At 61.5% G+C, this 17435-nt stretch carries 13 protein-coding genes; 12 read left to right on the forward strand and 1 reads right to left on the reverse strand.

Features of this window, described 5'->3' with window-relative positions; translation table 11 throughout:
- The first annotated feature begins 300 nt into the window (after positions 1-300).
- The 10 genes from ABG996_RS09985 (at position 301) to ABG996_RS10030 (ending at position 12525) form a co-directional block, all read left to right on the forward strand.
- Positions 301-813: a PTS sugar transporter subunit IIA gene (locus tag ABG996_RS09985; RefSeq protein WP_347478923.1), complete on the forward strand. Its 513-nt coding sequence runs from the start codon at positions 301-303 to the stop codon at positions 811-813.
- Positions 814-831: 18 nt separating this feature from the next.
- A complete protein-coding gene (locus ABG996_RS09990) occupies positions 832-1686 on the forward strand; it encodes a PRD domain-containing protein (protein WP_347500983.1) in 855 nt (284 codons plus the stop codon).
- 99 nt (positions 1687-1785) lie between these two features.
- Positions 1786-3402, forward strand: a complete 1617-nt coding sequence (locus ABG996_RS09995) for a PTS transporter subunit EIIC (RefSeq protein WP_055310192.1) — start codon at positions 1786-1788, stop codon at positions 3400-3402.
- Positions 3403-3405: 3 nt separating this feature from the next.
- Positions 3406-4788 carry a 6-phospho-alpha-glucosidase gene (locus ABG996_RS10000; RefSeq protein WP_347478919.1) on the forward strand — a complete coding sequence of 461 codons (1383 nt, stop codon included), beginning with the start codon at positions 3406-3408 and terminating at the stop codon, positions 4786-4788.
- Between the two features lie 256 nt (positions 4789-5044).
- The gene (locus tag ABG996_RS10005) at positions 5045-6877 is read left to right on the forward strand and encodes an NAD(P)-binding protein (protein WP_347478917.1); all 1833 of its coding nucleotides are present in this window, start codon (positions 5045-5047) and stop codon (positions 6875-6877) included.
- A complete protein-coding gene (locus tag ABG996_RS10010; protein WP_347478915.1) occupies positions 6871-8682 on the forward strand; it encodes a [FeFe] hydrogenase, group A in 1812 nt (603 codons plus the stop codon). The genes ABG996_RS10005 and ABG996_RS10010 overlap by 7 nt, the downstream gene beginning before the upstream one ends.
- A gap of 2 nt (positions 8683-8684) precedes the next feature.
- Positions 8685-9743: an ABC transporter substrate-binding protein gene (locus tag ABG996_RS10015; RefSeq protein WP_347478914.1), complete on the forward strand. Its 1059-nt coding sequence runs from the start codon at positions 8685-8687 to the stop codon at positions 9741-9743.
- Positions 9744-9746: 3 nt separating this feature from the next.
- A complete protein-coding gene (locus ABG996_RS10020; RefSeq protein WP_347478912.1) occupies positions 9747-11126 on the forward strand; it encodes an ATP-binding cassette domain-containing protein in 1380 nt (459 codons plus the stop codon).
- A gap of 215 nt (positions 11127-11341) precedes the next feature.
- Positions 11342-11563 (forward strand): type II toxin-antitoxin system RelB/DinJ family antitoxin, encoded by a 222-nt coding sequence (locus ABG996_RS10025; protein WP_195193203.1) that lies wholly within the window; start codon positions 11342-11344, stop codon positions 11561-11563.
- Between the two features lie 50 nt (positions 11564-11613).
- Positions 11614-12525, forward strand: coding sequence for a CPBP family intramembrane glutamic endopeptidase (locus ABG996_RS10030; protein WP_347478909.1), 912 nt, complete (start codon positions 11614-11616; stop codon positions 12523-12525).
- On the opposite strand, the gene ABG996_RS10035 is transcribed toward ABG996_RS10030, so the two are convergent.
- Complete coding sequence (locus ABG996_RS10035; RefSeq protein ID WP_347478908.1) at positions 12522-14663, reverse strand: YgiQ family radical SAM protein; 2142 nt, start codon at positions 14661-14663, stop codon at positions 12522-12524. The genes ABG996_RS10030 and ABG996_RS10035 overlap by 4 nt on opposite strands.
- Positions 14664-14916: 253 nt before the next feature.
- Here ABG996_RS10035 and ABG996_RS10040 point away from each other — a divergent pair, with 253 nt between their 5' ends.
- The gene (locus ABG996_RS10040) at positions 14917-15633 is read left to right on the forward strand and encodes a YoaK family protein (protein ID WP_052044066.1); all 717 of its coding nucleotides are present in this window, start codon (positions 14917-14919) and stop codon (positions 15631-15633) included.
- Between the two features lie 164 nt (positions 15634-15797).
- Positions 15798-16964, forward strand: coding sequence for a lactaldehyde reductase (fucO, locus tag ABG996_RS10045; protein WP_347478906.1), 1167 nt, complete (start codon positions 15798-15800; stop codon positions 16962-16964).
- The last annotated feature ends 471 nt before the right edge of the window (positions 16965-17435 follow it).

Below are 17435 nucleotides of genomic sequence, written 5' to 3' on the forward strand. Positions count from 1 at the left end.
GCCTGACCCCATATCGTTGGGGCCAGGCCCGATTTTGCCTCTTGACAATGTCCTGCTCATATTAAAAGGAACGTCCCGAAGTACCGCATAAATACCGTTTATCGGAGAAAAAATACCGTTCGCCGGTCATAATGATTGTTCCGGCTTTGGGCTTGTCTACAATAACCCCCGTAAAAGAAATGCGGAAGGTTACCGAGTCCCCTCGGACGTGGGCCTAACCAAAGTCTTTGAACGGGTGTGTCTCAATGGGCGCATTCGATTGATTTTGGTTGGGCTATATTTATGAAGGGACATGTCACCATGGGTTTCTTTTCTCGCCTAATGGGTGGCTCGGATAAGCAGACGACTGCGGCTTCCGAGTTCGAAATCCTCGCTCCCGTTTCCGGCGAGCTTGTTCATCTAGAAAAAACCAATGACCCCGCTTTTAGCAGCCGTGCAGTGGGCGATGGCGTTGCCGTGGTTCCCCAAGAGGGAACGGTGTGCGCTCCTGTTTCCGGCACCGTCGCGGCGCTGTTTCCGACTGAGCACGCGCTGGGCATCATGTCCGACGACAGCTCCGCTCAGGTGATGCTGCATATCGGAATCGACACTGTTAAACTTGAGGGCAAGGGCTTCCATGCGCTTGTTGCCCAGGGCGATCACGTTGACGCGGGCCAGCCCCTCGTCGAGGTCGATTTCGACGTGGTTCGCGCTGCCGGCTTTGATCCTACGGTCTTCGTTATCGTGTGCGAGCGTTCGGAGAACTCGACTCTTCGCGAGCATGCTTCCGGCCCTGTTGCTGTTAAAGAGCCTGTCGTCTGGCTTTCCGAGTAAATTCTTGTGGTGGGCACCGTGGTTATCAAGCGAGTTTTTAACAACAACGTCGCAATGGTCACTTCGGACGATGGCTCCGAGCTCATCGTCATCGGTCGAGGCCTCTGCTTTGGTCGCCATGCCGGCGATGCCATCGATGAGACGTCGGTCGAAAAGACCTACGCGTTGCAGGAGGGAACTTCTCAGGATTCGCGTACGATTGACCGCTTGGCACATCTTTTGGAGTCCATCCCCACCGTCAACCTCGTGATTTGCGAGGACATCGTTCAGATGCTTCGTCGAGAGCTCAATGTCGATATCAATGACAAGATTCTCATTGCTCTCGCAGACCACATCAGCCTTGCTTTGGAGCGCGAGCGCAAGGGCGTCCCCTGCGAGAATCCGTTGCTGCTCGAGATCCAGCAGTTCTATCGCAAGGAGTATGCGCTTGCGGGCCGTGCGCTGCAGATTATCAAGGAGTATATGGGCATCCAGATGAGCGAAGAAGAGCAGGGTTTCATTACGCTGCATATCGTCAACGCCACCATGCCGCAACGCTCCGATCGTTTGATTGTTTCGGTCCAGCTTGTTCGCGACGTGCTCGCGATTGTTTCCAAGCGCTATGCCACGACCCTCGACGACACCTCGCTGCCTTATGAACGCTTCGTTCGTCACCTGCAGTTTTTCGCACAGCGAGCGCTCGATCCTACGGCCGGGCAAATCAACGGAGACGCGCTGTTCCGAATCGATGAAACGGCGTATCCGTGTGCATTCTCGTGTGCGGATGCCATAGCCGCCCACTTGTCGTCTACCTATAACGTTGTCGTTACCGATGCCGAGAAGAGTTATCTCGCATATCACATTGTTAACCTGCTTGGAGAACCTGGTCTCTAGGCATAACGTGCCCACACATCGATTGATATAAGGCAAGGCTCACGGTCTTGTCTAGGGCACATCTGTCTTAATTTGCGGAAAAGGAAGGGGAGTACCGCTATGACCGCAAAAAAGAAGTTCAATTTCAAAGCGCCGTTGGAGGTGTTCGCGAAGTCGATCGTTCAGCCGATGATGTATCTCTCGGTTGCCGGCATCCTGCTCATCGTGGGCATCATTCTGACCAACAAGACCATCTGCGCCATGATCCCTGTGCTGGGCTTCGGTCCGTTCCAGCTCGTGGGCGCCGTTGTCTATCAGTCGCTGATGTTTATCATCAACAACCTCTCGATTCTGTTCTGCGTGGGCATCGCCGGCGCCATGGCAAAGAAGAACAAGGGCCATGCTTCGCTGATCGCCCTGATGTCGTTCTTCCTGTTCCTGCAGGCTAACAACATCGTGCTCAACGCCACCGGCTCTCTTGCCGATGCGAGCGGCATGCTCGGCCTTACCGGAACCGGCCAGGCCACCGTTATGGGCATCCAGGTGCTCGATACCGGCGTGTTTGGCGGCATCATCCTTGGTTGCATCACCGGTGCCGTGTTCAACAAGTACTCGAACAAGCAGTTCCCCATTGCCCTTTCGATGTTCTCGGGCGTTCGCTTCCCGTTCCTGATTATGATCATCATTTCCTGGATCATGGGCGCTGGCTTCTGCATCGTTTGGCCTCCGGTTCAGGGTGCCATCTCCTCCGTTGCCGGCATCATTAAGGAGTCGGGCAACATCGGTCTGTTTATCTACGGCATGCTCAACAAGCTGCTCGTTCCCACCGGTCTGCACCACCTCATCTACACCCCGTTCCAGTTCTCCGATGTGGGCGGCACCCTGACGCTGGGTGATCAGGTTATCGCCGGTGCCTACCCCATCCGTGTCGCCGAGATGGCAATGACGGGCCAGCCCTTCTCCGATAGCACCTACTTCAACAGCTATACCTTTAACAACCTGTGGCCCTACATCGGTATCGGTCTCGCCTTTATCGTCACCGCTTACAAGGGGAACAAGGATAAGACCAAAGCTGTTATCATCCCGCTGATCATCACCGCCGTGCTCTCCTGCGTGACCGAGCCCATGGACTTCCTCTTTGTCTTTGCCGCTCCCGTGCTCTTTGTCGTTCACTCGGTTCTTTCCGGCATCTTCCTGGTCCTGCTCAAGGTCCTCTCCGTGCCCGCTTCGACTGCAGGCGGCATCATCAACATCGTGGTCTCCAACCTGGTTCTTGGTGTCGATAAGACCAACTGGCCGGTTATGCTGGTGCTCGGAGTCGTCAACGCCGCGCTGTACTTCTTCCTCTTCACCTTCCTCATCAAGAAGCTCAACCTCCACACGCCTGGTCGCGAGGAGGAGTCCGAGCTCGCCGAGTCCGTTGCCGAGGGCGAGGCCGCCGCGTCTGTCGCGGTGAAGCAGGGCGCTGTTGCCGCGGCTCCCGCAGAGGGCGTCGATGCAGGTATTGCCGACCTGGTCGCAGGTCTTGGCGGCAAGGACAACATCGAGGAACTCGAGAACTGCTTTACGCGTCTCCGCGTGAACGTTAAGAACCCGGACCTCATCAATGAGGACCTCATCAACCACGTGCCCAACAGCGGCATCAACCGCAACGGCAACAATATCCAGATCATCTTTGGCATGAAGGTCGCCGAGATGCGCGACAAGGTCGAAAACGCAATTGAGAAGGAGCAGTAAACAATGATCATTACTCTGTGTGGTGGCGGATCCACCTTTACCCCCGGCATCGTCAAGTCCATCGCCCTGCGCAAGGACGAGCTCGATGTTGACGAGATTCGTCTGTACGACATCAACGAGGAGCGCCAGCGCAAGATCGGCGTGCTCGTGGACTGGATTTTGCACGAGGACCTTGGCCTGGACATCAAGCTCACGGTGACCACCGACAAGGAGACTGCTTTTACGGATGCCAGCTTCGTGTTTGCCCAGATGCGCGTGGGCGGCTACGCCATGCGCGAACAGGACGAGAAGATTCCGCTGCGTCACGGCTGCGTGGGTCAGGAGACTTGCGGTTGCGGCGGCCTTGCCTACGGCATGCGCACCATCTTCCCCATGGTCGAGCTGATCGATGACGTTGAGAAGTACGCCAAGAAGGACTACTGGATTCTCAACTACTCCAACCCTGCCGCCATCGTCTCCGAGGGCTGCCGTGTGCTGCGTCCCAACGCTCGCATCATCAACATCTGCGACATGCCGATCGCGATCATCGACGTGGTTTGCGCCGCGCTCGATATCGACAAGAAGGATGTTGAGTACGATTACTTTGGCCTCAACCACTTTGGTTGGTTCACCTCGATCCGCCACAAGGGCGAGGAGGTGCTCCCGCAGCTGCGCGAGTACATCAAGGAGCATGAGATTCTGCTGCCCGATTCTTACCTCAAGGGCATGGGCTCGCTCATGGCAAAGAAGCCCGAGGAGGCCACCGACGAGCACCCCGAGCAGAACCGCCACACTAAGGGCAGCTGGTACTACGTCTGGAAGGGCGAGTACGAGATCCTGGAGTGCTTCCCGGAGTACCTGCCCAACACGTATCTGAACTACTACCTGCAGCAGAAGGAGTTCGTCGAGCATTCCAACCCCGAGCGCACCCGTGCTAACGAGGTTGAGGAGACGCGCGAGAAGAACCTCTTCGACGGCATCGACCACTACGAGAAGACGGGCGAGATCGACGAGAGCACGTTCTATGCGGGCAGCCACGGCGACTGGATTGCCGACCTGGCTATCGCTCTGAAGAACGACACCAAGCAGCGCTTCCTGGTCATTTGCGAGAACAAGGGCGCTATTCCCAACATGCCCTACGACGCTATGGTCGAGCTGCCTGCCTACATTGGCAAGAACGGCCCCGAGGTCATCAGCCGCGACAACATTCCTCTGTTCCAGCAGGGCCTCATGATGCAGCAGCTGAACTCCGAGAAGCTCGTGGTCGAGGCTACGATCGAGGGTTCGTACGAGAAGGCGCTCAAGGCCTTTACGCTGAACAAGACCGTGCCGTCGATGAAGGTCGCCAAGGAGGTTCTCGACGACATGATCGAGGCTAACAAGGGTTACTGGCCCGAGCTTAAGTAAAAGCAACAGGGTCGCTGACCGCATACCTAGAGCAATGCCCCGTCCACGTGATTGCGTGGGCGGGGCATTGTCGTTTGGTAACGCGTTTTACCAAATATGGCATTTATCTGCGGTAATGTTCTATTTCACCGCTGAGGGTGACATTTCATGCCGCCTGCCGAACTGCGTGGAGACCTAACAACTTTTTAGGTCAGTGTTGTGCGTGTAGCAATTTCGCCCGGCCTCGCCTCCGGGCTGCCATGTGAGAGGGGATCTTATGGCTCGACTGCATGTAATGGAACGCAGCCACGCTCAGGCCGTCATGGACGACCTGCACGATGCGCTCGGACGCCGTCTGGCGGTGAGTTCGCTCGCCCCGTGTCCCGTTGAGTTTACGGCGGCGCTCGTCAACCTGTGCTCCACCCAGAGCTGCGGCAAGTGCACGCCCTGCCGTGTGGGCCTGAGCGCGCTGAGCGACCTGCTTGCCGATGTGCTCGAAGGGCGCGCCGATGAGTCCACGCTCAACCTGATTGAGCGCACGGCCCGCACCATCTACCTTTCGAGCGACTGCGCCATCGGCTACGAGGCCGGCGCCATGGCACTCACGGCTATTCGCGGCTTTCGCGACGATTTTGAGCACCACATCCGCGAGCACTCCTGCGGCTTTGACCGCGAGGCTCGCGTCCCGTGTGTCTCGGGCTGCCCGGCGCACGTCGACATTCCCGGTTACATCTCGCTCGTCGAGGCAGGCCGTTATGCCGACGCCGTCAAGGTCATCCGCAAGAACAACCCACTGCCGCTCGTCTGCGGCTTGGTGTGCGAGCATCCCTGCGAGATGCACTGCCGCCGTGGCATGGTCGATGATCCCATGAACATTCTCGCCCTCAAGCGTTTTGCCGTTGAGCACAGTGACCTCAACGACCACAAGCCGCATGTAGTGGACAACACCGGCAAGCGCATCGCCGTGATCGGCGGCGGCCCGGCCGGCCTTTCCTGTGCCTACTACCTGGCCGTGATGGGCCACAAGGTGACCATTTTTGAGCAGCGCCACCACTTGGGCGGCATGCTGCGCTACGGCATCCCCAGCTATCGTCTGCCGCGCGAGCGCCTGCAGGCCGAGATCGATTGGATCTTGAGCGCCGGCATCGACGTTGAGCTCGATCACTCCGTCAACGGCGAGGAGCTTGTCCGCCTGCGCGACGAGTTCGATGCCGTCTATCTGGCCATCGGTGCCCATAGCGACAAGAAGCTCGGCCTTCCGGGCGAAGAGGCGCCCGGCGTGGAGTCGGCCGTCAAGATGCTGCGTGCCATCGGCGACGACGAACTGCCCGACCTGAGCGGCCAGCGCGTGTGCGTCATCGGCGGCGGCAACGTGGCCATGGACGTGGCGCGCTCTGCCGTGCGCTGCGGCGCCGAAAAGGTAAGCATCGTCTACCGCCGTCGCATCTGCGATATGACGGCTCAGGACGCCGAAATCGCCGGCGCCCAGGCCGAGGGTTGCGAGGTTCTGGAGCTTACGGCCCCGCTCGCCATCGAGACGGGCGAAGATGGTCGCGTGAGCGGCCTGCGCGTGCAACCGCAGATTATCGGCGAGCCTCGCCGTGGGCGTCCGGCCCCGCGTGCCGCAGCCACGCCCGAGCGCGTCATTCCCTGCGAGCGCGTGTTTGTGGCCATTGGCCAGGACATCGATTCCAAGCCGTTTGAGGACATGGGCATCGTCTGCAAGTGGGGTCGCGTCGTTACCGATTCGGACGGCGCCGTGCCCAACTTCGATGGCCTCTTTAGCGGCGGCGACTGCCAGACCGGTCCCGCCACCGTCATCCGTGCCATCAACGCCGGCCGCGTGGCTTCGGCAAACATCGACCGCTACCTGGGCTTTGACCACAAGATAAAGCTCGACGTGGAGCTGCCGACCGTGCAGTTTAAGGGCAAGCACGAGTGCGGCCGCTGCGAGCTGGGCGAGCGCGAGGCCGGCGAGCGCATCCACGATTGGAATCTGGTCGAGCAGGGCCTCACCGAGGAGGAGGCACGCCAGGAGGCAAGCCGCTGCCTGCGTTGCGACCACTTTGGCTTTGGCGCGTTCCGCGGAGGGAGGAACCTGGAATGGTAGAGCCCAACAACCCCACTGTCAGCGACAACACCGAAAGCGGAGCACTCAACATGGTCAAGCTCACTATCGATAATTGCGAGGTCGTGGTGCCCGAGCACACCACGATCCTGGACGCGGCCAAGTCCGTCGGTATCCAGATTCCCACCCTGTGCTACCTGCGCGATCTAAACGAGATCGGCGGCTGCCGCGCGTGCGTGGTCGAGGTTGAGGGCTGCGACCAGCTGGTTGCCGCCTGCAACAACTACGTGCTCGACGGCATGGTGGTCCACACCAACAGCCCCAAGGCCCGCGAGGCGCGTCGCACCAACGTGCAGCTGCTACTGTCCCAACACGACTCGCGCTGTACGAGCTGCGTGCGCAGTGGTAACTGCAACCTGCAGACCATCGCCAACGACCTGGGCATCTTCTATCTGCCGTACGAGCAGCACCTGGCACGCGAGGGCTGGGACTTCGATTTCCCCATCATCCGCGATAACGACAAGTGCATTAAATGCATGCGTTGCATCAAGGTGTGCGAGAGCGTGCAGGGCTTAGGGATTTGGGATCTGACCAACCGCGCCACGCATACCGCCGTGGGCACCCGCGGGCGTGCGCCGATCGGCAAGACCGATTGCGTCGCGTGCGGCCAGTGCATCACGCATTGCCCGACGGGCGCCCTGCGCGAGCGTGACGATACCGAGACCGTGTTCGATGCCATCGCCGATCCCGACAAGATCGTGCTGGTGCAGATTGCGCCGGCCGTGCGTAGCGCCTGGGGCGAGGAGCTCGGCATTCTGCGCGAGGAGGCCACCGTCGAGCGCCTGGCCTGTGCGCTGCGCCGCGTGGGCTTTGAGTACGTGTTCGACACCGACTTCTCGGCCGATCTCACCATTATGGAGGAGGGCTCCGAGCTGCTCGAGCGCCTGGGTAAGGCCGCCAAGGGCGAGGGTGACAGCCGCGGCTGGCCCATGTTCACGAGCTGCTGCCCGGGCTGGGTACGCTTTGTGAAGGCACGTTACCCCGAGTTTGTCGACAGGCTCTCCACGTCAAAGTCGCCGCAGCAGATGTTCGGCGCCATCGCCAAGACCTACTACGCCAAGGTGCTGGGCGTGGAGCCCGAGCGCCTGTTTGTGGTGTCCGTTATGCCGTGCACGGCCAAGAAGGCCGAGTGCGCGCTGCCGAGCATGGTGGGCGAGGACGGCACGCCCGACGTGGACGTTGCGCTGACGGTGCGCGAGATGGTGCGCATGATCCGCGCGAGCCACGTGAGCGTGGATACGCTGGTCGAGGAGCCGCTCGATACGCCGCTGGGCTTTGGCACGGGTGCGGGTGTGATCTTTGGCGCCACGGGCGGTGTGATGGAGGCCGCCGTGCGCTCGGCCTATTACCTGGTGACGGGCAAGAACCCCGACGCGGACTTCTTTACCGATGTGCGCGGCCTGGACGGCTGGAAGGAGGCCGTGGCCGATATCGATGGCACCAAGGTGCGCGTCGCCGTGGCACACGGGCTGGGCAACGCCGCCCGCCTGCTCGACGCGATTCGCGACGGCCGCGTGAACTATGACTTCGTTGAGGTCATGGCGTGCCCGGGCGGCTGCGTCGGCGGCGGCGGTCAGCCCATCCACGACGGCTGCGAGCTGGCAGCCGAGCGCGGTCAGGTGCTGTGGGGCCTGGATGCCGCTGCGGACATTCGCTTCTCGCACGAGAATCCCGATGTCCAGGCGTGCTACCGCGAGTTCTTGGGCGAGCCGCTCTCGCCGCTGGCCGAGGAGTTGCTGCATACCGACCATCACGCTTGGACGATGCCTAACGAGGGGACGTGCTAGCGATGCACGCGTTTGATGTTGAGGTGTCGCGCCGGGGGTTTGCCTCGGCGCTTGCCGCGGGTGCACTGTCGCTTGCGCTCGCGGGCTGTGGCGGCGGGGCCGCCGGTGCCGGGTCCGCCGCGGACTCGGCTGCCGGGTCTGCTGCGGGCAGTTCTGCTGCCGAGTCGGTCGAGGTGCACGCCGCCTCGCTCAAGGGGCCGACCTCGATTGGCCTGGTGCAGTTTATGGACCAGGCTGCCGATGGCGAGACGGACAATGAGTTCGACTTTGCGATCAACACCGCCGCCGACGAGATTGTGCCCAAGGTCATTCAAGGCGATATCGACATTGCCCTGGTGCCGGCCAACGTGGCGAGCGTGCTCTACAACAAGACCGAGGGCGCGGTGCAGGTCATCGACATCAACACGCTGGGCGTGCTGAACGTGGTGACGGGTAACGCGGACGTTACTTCGTTTGGCGATCTGGCGGGCCATACCGTCTACATGACGGGCAAGGGCACCACGCCGGAGTACGTCATGAACTACCTGTTGGAGCGCGCGGGCCTGACCGGTCAGGTGGCGCTCGAGTTTAAGAGCGAGCCCACCGAGGTGCTGTCGGCCCTGCTTGCCGATCCGTCCGCCGTGGGCGTGCTGCCGGAGCCGTTCAAGACCGCTGCCATCGCCAAGAGCGAAGGCAGGCTGTCGGCGCCGGTGAGCCTGACCGATGTGTGGGACGAGCTGGCAGGTGACACGGGCTCCCGTTTGCTGACGGGCGTGACCGTGGTGCGTCGGGCCTTTGCCGAGGAGCATCCCGAGGCCGTGGCGGAGTTCTTGCGCTGCCATGAGGCGAGCGTGAAGGCCGTCAATGCGGCGCCGGCGGACTGGGCTCAGGCCGTGGTCGATGCGGGTATCGTGGATAACGCCGCGATTGCCGAAAAGGCGATTCCCGGGTGCATGCTCGTGTGCCAGACGGGGAAGGATATGAAGGCGGCGCTCGGTGGATACCTGCAGGTGCTGGCCGATGCGGACGCGAGCGCCGTGGGCGGCAAGCTCCCGGCTGACGATTTCTACTACATGGAGTAGCCCGTGCGTGCGTTTGCTCGACACATGACAGAGCGTATGAAGGCGGTGGCGGCAGCAGGTGCCGTTGCCGCCTTTTGGCTTGCCGTGTGGGTGCTGATGGCGGGTTTCGTGGCGCAGCCGTTGATTTTGCCGGGGCCGGGCGCTGTCGTGGTGGCGTTGCTGCGGCTGGTGTGCGATGTCGGCACGTGGGCGATTCTGGCGGGCTCGGGTGCGCGGATTCTAGGCGGTTTGGCGCTTGCCGCGGTGTGCGGCGGCGTGATGGCGGGAGCCTCGGTGCGGTCGCGGACGTTTGCCCGCCTGGTGGCGCCGGCGCTTTCGTTTGTTAAGGCGACACCGGTTGCCTGCGTGGTGGTCCTGCTGCTCATTTGGTTGGGGTCGGCGCGCGTGAGCATTGCGGCGGTCTTTTTGATGGCGCTGCCGGGCGTATATTTTTCGCTGGTCGAGGGCTTGGCGCAAGTGGATAAGCCGCTGGAGCAGATGTTTCGTCTGCATGGCGTGCGGGGTTGGCGTCTGTTTTGCGCCCACACCTGGCGCGAGGTCCTGCCGTTTGTGCTTTCGTGCGCCCGCGCTGTGATCGGCATGAGCTGGAAGGCCGGCGTGGCGGCGGAGCTGATCGGCATGGCGGTGGGCACCGTGGGTGGGCGCATCTATCAGGCGAAGCTGCTCATCGAGACGGCTGACCTGCTGGCTTGGACCGTGCTAGTCGTGGCGGCATCGTGGGCATGCGAGCGTGTGCTGGTGTGGTTGCTGCGGGCTTCGGGGCCCGCGGCGTGGCGTGCTGCCGTGTGGGCACATGGGCGTGGTACTCGCGGGCGTTCGGGCGACTCTGCTGGCGCCGGCGCTGCTGCGGAGCTTGCGCTCGCGGTGGGCGACCGGGCGCCCTGGGCGCCGGCACTCGACGGACTGGTGCTTCGCGTGCCCGCGGGTGGGCGCGCCTGCGTGATGGGCGCCTCGGGTGTGGGCAAGTCGACGTTGCTCGCGCTGGCGGCGGGGGAGTGCGCACCGTGCTCGATGGTGTTTCAGGATGTGCACCTGGTCGAGGACGTTTCTGCCCTGGATAACGTGCTGGTGTGCGCCGACGCGCACATGGACGCCTCGAGTGCCGCAGCCCTGTTGCGCCTGCTGGTGCCGGGGGTCGATGTGCATGCTCGTGTGGCCGAGCTTTCGGGCGGGCAGCGCCGTCGCGTCGAGATTGCCCGAGCTCTGCTGTGCCCAGGCGACGCGGTGATTCTGGACGAGCCCTTTACCGGTCTAGACATCGCTGCGCGCGACGCATGCGCCGAGGTCGTGCGCGACTTGCTCGACGGCCGCATGCTGTTGCTTGCTACGCACGATGCCGTCGACGCTCAGGCCCTCAATATCTCGGACATCATCACGCTCTAAATACTTACTCAGCAACAAATTGATCCGTTTTTTCTCCGTCCCCATGGGATCGGGTATGGTATTCTATCTGCGGGGTAATACTTAGGAATACCAAGTAATACCAACGCCGTAGAACAAACTCCAGATGCGGGCCAATCGGGTTGCCTTCACAGCCCGTCGCCCAGCCGCGTGGCCCGCATCCATCCGCACCACCGTCGTTTCAAAAAGGAAGCGCCATGGCAGAACACATGACCCCGGTTGTCGCGAAGGTCTTGCCCGAGGAAAAGGCGGCCTTCGCGGCGGCAACCCAGCTCGTGGGCACCACGCCGTCCAACGCCATCCGCATGTTCATCGCCGCCTTCAATCGCTGCGGCACCTTCCCGTTCGACATCTCGCCCAACGGGGCTTTTGGCAAAGACTGTCCCCAGCAACTAGTCGTTAAAGAACGTCCCCAATGACTAGTCGTTGGGGACGTTCTTTAACGACTACCTGTCGGGAGGAGGTTGGCATGCTCAATGCGATGATTTGGGCGCTTGCCTGTTTTGGCGTCGTCGCTGCCGATATTGCCCTGAGCGTCGTTTTGTTCTCCGCCCTTGGCGTCGCATCGGTGTTCATGGGTTTTTCGATCGATGGCCTCGACATTCAATTGCTTCAGGCCGTCGCGCAGACGGCATCGTTTTTGATGGCGCTACTGTGGTGGCGTTATCTGTGGCCGCGTTCGTTTATGGCACGCCGGCAAAGCGAGCATCCGCTCGGCGGGGGAGCGCGTGGGGCGTGGAAACGCATCGCCTGCGTTATCGTGATTGGCTTGGCCCTGCAGGTGGTCGTTGGCTACGTGACCGACGCCGTGCTGTCGCTGTTGCCCGATGCCGCGGCCGACTACAGCGAGCTTGTCGAGGAAACAGGCATGGGCGACACCAGCTATCTCGCCGTCCTGACTACGGTGCTCGGCGCCCCATTTTGTGAGGAGCTGCTGGTGCGCGGCATTATTTTTGAGTTTTCGCTCCGAGCGTTTAATCCGCAGTGCCGCCCACTTTGGAAGCGCCGGCGTCGTGCGAGCGCGCAGGACGGCGCCATGGTGCCCTGGTCGGCCCCGAGTACCTGGGGCGTCGCCGCGGCAATCGTGCTGCAGGCGGCGGTCTTCGGCTTTATGCACATGAACTGGGTGCAGGGTTGCTACGCGGGTGCCGCCGGCCTCATCTTTGGTTGGGTGCTCGTGACGACCGGAAAGCTCCGCTACACGATCCTGCTGCACTTTGCCTTTAATGCCGGGTCGTATCTCATGGGGCTGCTGTGGTTTGTGAACACTCCGCTCGACGTGGTGGTCACGGTTGCCATCGCCGGCTTTGTGCTGGTAGGGGCGATGCGCTCGCTGCGCCACGCGTGTGGGATGGACGCAGCGAGCGCGCCGCTGCCCTAGTTGCGACGTCCGCCGCCGTTGGCGCCCTGCCGTCCCTGGGCCGCGCGATTGCGACCGGCAGTGTTCTGTGCGCGCGACATGCCGCCGTGCCCCTTGCTACCCTTGGGCCCCTTGCCGCCGGCGCCGCCATGCGGTTTGCCGCCCTTCTTGCCGGTGCCATGCCCGCCGCCAGCAGACGTCTCGCCCGGGCGCGGGGGCACGGGACGAATCAGGCAATGCTTGGTGTAGCCAATCAGATCGCGGCGGCCGGCTTTTTCCAGCGCCTCGCGCACGAGCTTGTAGTTCTCGGGCTTGCGATACTGGATGAGCGCACGCTGCATGGCCTTCTCGTGCGGGTCGCGCGCCACGTAGATCGGCTCCATGGTGCGCGGGTCCACGCCGGTGTAGTACATGCAGGTCGACATGGTGGACGGCGTGGGGTAGAAGTCCTGCACCTGCTCGGGCATATAGCCCATGTCGCGCACGGCTTCGGCGAGCTCTACGGCTTCCTTCATCGTCGAGCCGGGGTGGCTCGAGATCAGGTATGGCACCACATACTGCTTGAGTCCGTATTCGCGGTTCAGGCGTTCAAATTTACGGCAGAACGCATCGTAGACGGCTCGGCTCGGCTTGCCCATCACGGACAACACCGCGTCGCTCACGTGCTCGGGTGCCACGCGTAGCTGGCCCGAGACATGATGCTCCAGCAGCTCGCGCAAAAACTCGTCCGAGGCGTCGGCCATGGTGTAGTCGAAGCGGATGCCGCTGCGGACGAAGACCTTCTTGACGCCCGGCAGCTGGCGCAGGTCGCGCAACAGCTGCGTGTAGCCGCTCTCGTCGACTACCATGTTCTTGCACACGCTCGGCCACAGGCAGCGCTTGTTCTTGCACACGCCGTGCTTGAGCTGCTTGTCGCAGGCAGGGCGGCTAAAGTTTGCCGTCGGTCCGCCCACGTCGTTGATGTAGCCCTTAAACTCGGGATCGCGCGTGAGCAGCTCGGCCTCGCGCATGATCGAGTCGTGGCTGCGCATCTGCAACACGCGGCCCTGGTGGAAGGTAAGGGCGCAAAACGAGCACTCGCCAAAACAGCCGCGGTTGGAGCTAATGGAAAACTTGATCTCGGCAAAGGCTGGCACGCCGCCCGCCGCGTCGTAGTCGGGATGCCAATCGCGTGCGTAGGGGAGTTCGGCAACCTCGTCCATCTCGTCGGTGGTGAGTGTTGCCGACGGCGGGTTCTGCACCACGTACACGCTGTTGGGATATGGCTCTACCAAGCGATGGCCGGTGATAGGGTCCATATTTTGCTGCTGCACGTTAAAGCTGCGGGCGTAGTTGAGCTTGTCAGCGGCAAGGTCGTCCCAGCTGGGCAGCAGGTCGTAGTCGTAGACCTCGTCGAGCGAACCCGTGCGGTAAACGGTGCCGTTGATATAGGTGATCTGATCGACGGGCAGCCCCGCGTCGAGCGCGTCGGCGATCTCGACAATCGCGTGCTCGCCCATGCCGTAGATGAGGATGTCGGCGCCCGAGTCGAGCAGCACCGAGCGCTTGAGCTTGTCCTGCCAGTAGTCGTAGTGGGCCAGGCGACGCAGGCTTGCCTCGATGCCACCGATAATGATGGGGGCGTCCTTAAACGTCTGGCGGATGAGGTTGCCGTAGACCGTGACGGCTCGGTTGGGACGGCGCCCCTCCTCGCCACCGGGGGTATAGGCGTCGGTGCGGCGGCGGTGCTTGGTCACCGAATAGTGGTTGACCATGGAGTCCATGTTGCCGGCACTGACGAGAAAGCCCAGGCGCGGCTCGCCGAGCACGGTGATGCTGGTGGGGTCGGTCCAGTCGGGTTGGCAGATGATGCCCACTTTGTAGCCGTGCGCGTCGAGGACGCGGCTGATGATGGCCATGCCAAAGCTGGGATGGTCCACATAGGCGTCGCCGCAGATGTAGACAAAGTCGCACTGGTCCCAGCCGCGTGCATCCATGTCGGCTCGACTGACGGGGAGGAATTTATCGCGGCCCGGGCGCCAGGGGCGGGCGGGCGTCGCTTGGGAATGCTTGGTGCGGGCGACCGTGGCCTGCGCCTTGCCGCCGCGCTTTTGCTGCTGGCCCTGTTTGCCCTGCTGACTGCGCTGGTTGTTCTGAGCGTGCTGAGGCTTTTTTGCCACGATCCCTCCCGGTGTCTGTATGCTGCACGTAATTGTAACCAGTCTTTTTGGGACGGGGCTAAAAAGACTGGGGGAGTACATGAGCTGGGGGATCGGCGCGTCGATACGGGGATCGTTTGTTTCCAGACTGTGTATCTGCGCGTTGGAGAACCCGTCTCGCGCGCACGCCATGTTGTCAATGGGTTACAGTATGAACGGCGGTTATGTTTCCGCCAACGCACGAGAGAGTCGTCAACAAGGAGGATGCACGACGATGCAGCGTGCCAAACAGATATCGGAGTCTATTGAGCTGGGCATCATCTTGGCGCTCGCCGGTGGCTTTATGGACGTGTATTCGTACATTGGGCGCGACCATGTTTTCGCCAACGCGCAGACGGGCAACATCCTGCTCGTGGGTGTAAGCATCTCGGAGGGCAACTGGCAGCTGGCGGGACGCTATTTCTTCCCCGTGGTGTCGTTTGCCGTGGGCATTATGCTTGCCGACCTGGTTCACGAGCGGTTCGGCAGCGTGATTCACTGGCGCCAGGTGACGGTGTTTTTTGAAGCCGTCATCTTGCTGGGCGTGAGCTTTATCCCCGGTGGCGGTTACAACCTGCTCGCCAACTGTCTCACTTCGTTTGCCTGCGGTATGCAGGTCGAGAGCTTCCGCAAGATTCACGGTCACGGTATCGCTACGACCATGTGCATCGGCAACTTGCGCAACGCGCTGCAAAACGTGGACGATTACATCATCACCCACAGGCGCGGCTTTTTGGAAAACGGCCTGCTGTACTTTGGCGTGATCTTTATCTTTGTGTTTGGCGCCGTGTTGGGCAACTGGTGTATTGAACGCATGGGCCTGCACGCCATCGTCGTGGCGAGCTTGCTGCTGTTTGTCGCGTTTGCCATCATGTTCATCGACCGCGAGCGCGACTTGCGCTTACGCTGGAAGGTTGCGGCCGAGGCTTGGAAAGAGGGCTGCCGAAAGTAACCGAATGCGGCAAAGGGACTGTCCCTTTGCCGCAGTTTTTTCATCTTCTGTTGAAACGCTTTAACACTTTTGACGTTCTCACGCATTTTTCGTTTCAAAAGCGTTAGGATGGGACTCATAGCGTGGGGCGTAATGGGTGCCCCGCACACGATGGGAGGCTATCAATGGCTAATCGTTTCGTTCTCAACACCATTTCTTATCATGGTTCCGGCGCCATCAAGGAGATCCCCGGCGAGCTCCAGCGTCGCGGTTACAAGAAGATTTTCGTCTGCTCCGATCCCGATCTGGTCAAGTTTGGCGTTACCGCTAAGGTGACCGACGAGCTCGACGCTGCCGGCATCGCTTGGAGCCTCTACTCCGAGATTAAGCCCAACCCCACCATCCAGAACGTCAAGGACGGCGTCGAGGCCTTTAAGGCCGCCGAGGCTGACGCTATCGTGACCATCGGTGGCGGCTCCTCCATGGACACCGCCAAGGCCATCGGCATCATCATCAACAACCCCGAGTTCGCCGATGTCCGCAGCCTCGAGGGCGTTGCTCCCACCAAGAACCATGCCGTGTTCACCATCGCCGTGCCGACGACCGCCGGTACCGCTGCCGAGGTGACCATCAACTACGTCATCACCGACCCCGAGAAGGTCCGCAAGTTCGTGTGCGTCGACACCAACGACGCCCCCGAGGTCGCCGTCGTCGACCCTGACATGATGGCTTCCATGCCCGCCGGCCTGACCGCTTCCACCGGCATGGACGCACTGACCCACGCCATCGAGGGCTACACCACCAAGGGCGCCTGGGAGCTTTCCGACATGTTCCACTTTGAGGCCATTAAGCTGATCAGCGAGAACCTGCGCGACTCCGTCGCCGAGGCCAAGTCCGGCCAGCCCGGCTCCGGCCGTGAGGGCATGGCTCTTGGTCAGTATGTCGCCGGCATGGGCTTCTCCAATGTTGGCCTGGGCATCGACCACGCCATGGCTCACACCCTGTCCGCTCACTACGACACCCCGCACGGCGTCGCTTGCGCCATGCTGCTGCCGATCGCCATGGAGTTCAACAAGCCGGTTTGCGCTGAGCGCCTGGCCAAGGTTGCCGTCGCCATGGGCGTTGACACCACGGGCATGAGCACCGCCGAGGCCGCCGATGCCGCCATCGCCGCCGTTAAGCAGCTCTCTGCCGACGTGAACATCCCACACGTCTGCGAGGCCATGAAGGCTGACGAGATCGAGATCCTGGCCAAGGACGCCATGGCTGACGCCTGCTTCCCGGGCAACCCGCGCGAGGCGACGCTCGACGACGTCATCGAGCTCTTCAAGAAGATCTGCCCGGCTGCCTAACCCAGTTTGGTGGTCCTTCGCCCGTAGGCGTATGGTCTTTTGACTTGCTGCTGGCCCCGCCGTGCTGCGCACGGCGGGGCTTTTTGTGCTGCGTCAATGTCCTGAGACGGGTAAAACCAAAGCATGCTGCCCGCTGCGGATAGGTGGTGCACTTCCCAGCGTGCATTTTTGGGAGTATTCAGCAAGCTCTGAAAAATGCATAACGTTGTGAATGGGCCGTAGTGGCCCGCGGGCGCCCATCGACAGCCCCTGTGGGCGGGCTATCGATGGACGGAGATGGCTGTCGCCGCGTTTTTGGTTTGCGACGGTCTACAACACTGCTGTAACCGCGTCGTTTTGTCGTTTGTGATGGGGTCGTTGGGGCCCACGGTGCTGAATACTCCGTTTTTTGCACGGTCCAAGGTGGGGTACCCTGAGACGAAGCAAAAAGATGTCTCATATTTATGCAGATACTGATAGGATTTATGCAAG

The organism is Collinsella aerofaciens, assembly GCF_039836695.1.
In the GTDB taxonomy this organism is placed as follows: domain Bacteria; phylum Actinomycetota; class Coriobacteriia; order Coriobacteriales; family Coriobacteriaceae; genus Collinsella; species Collinsella aerofaciens_BD.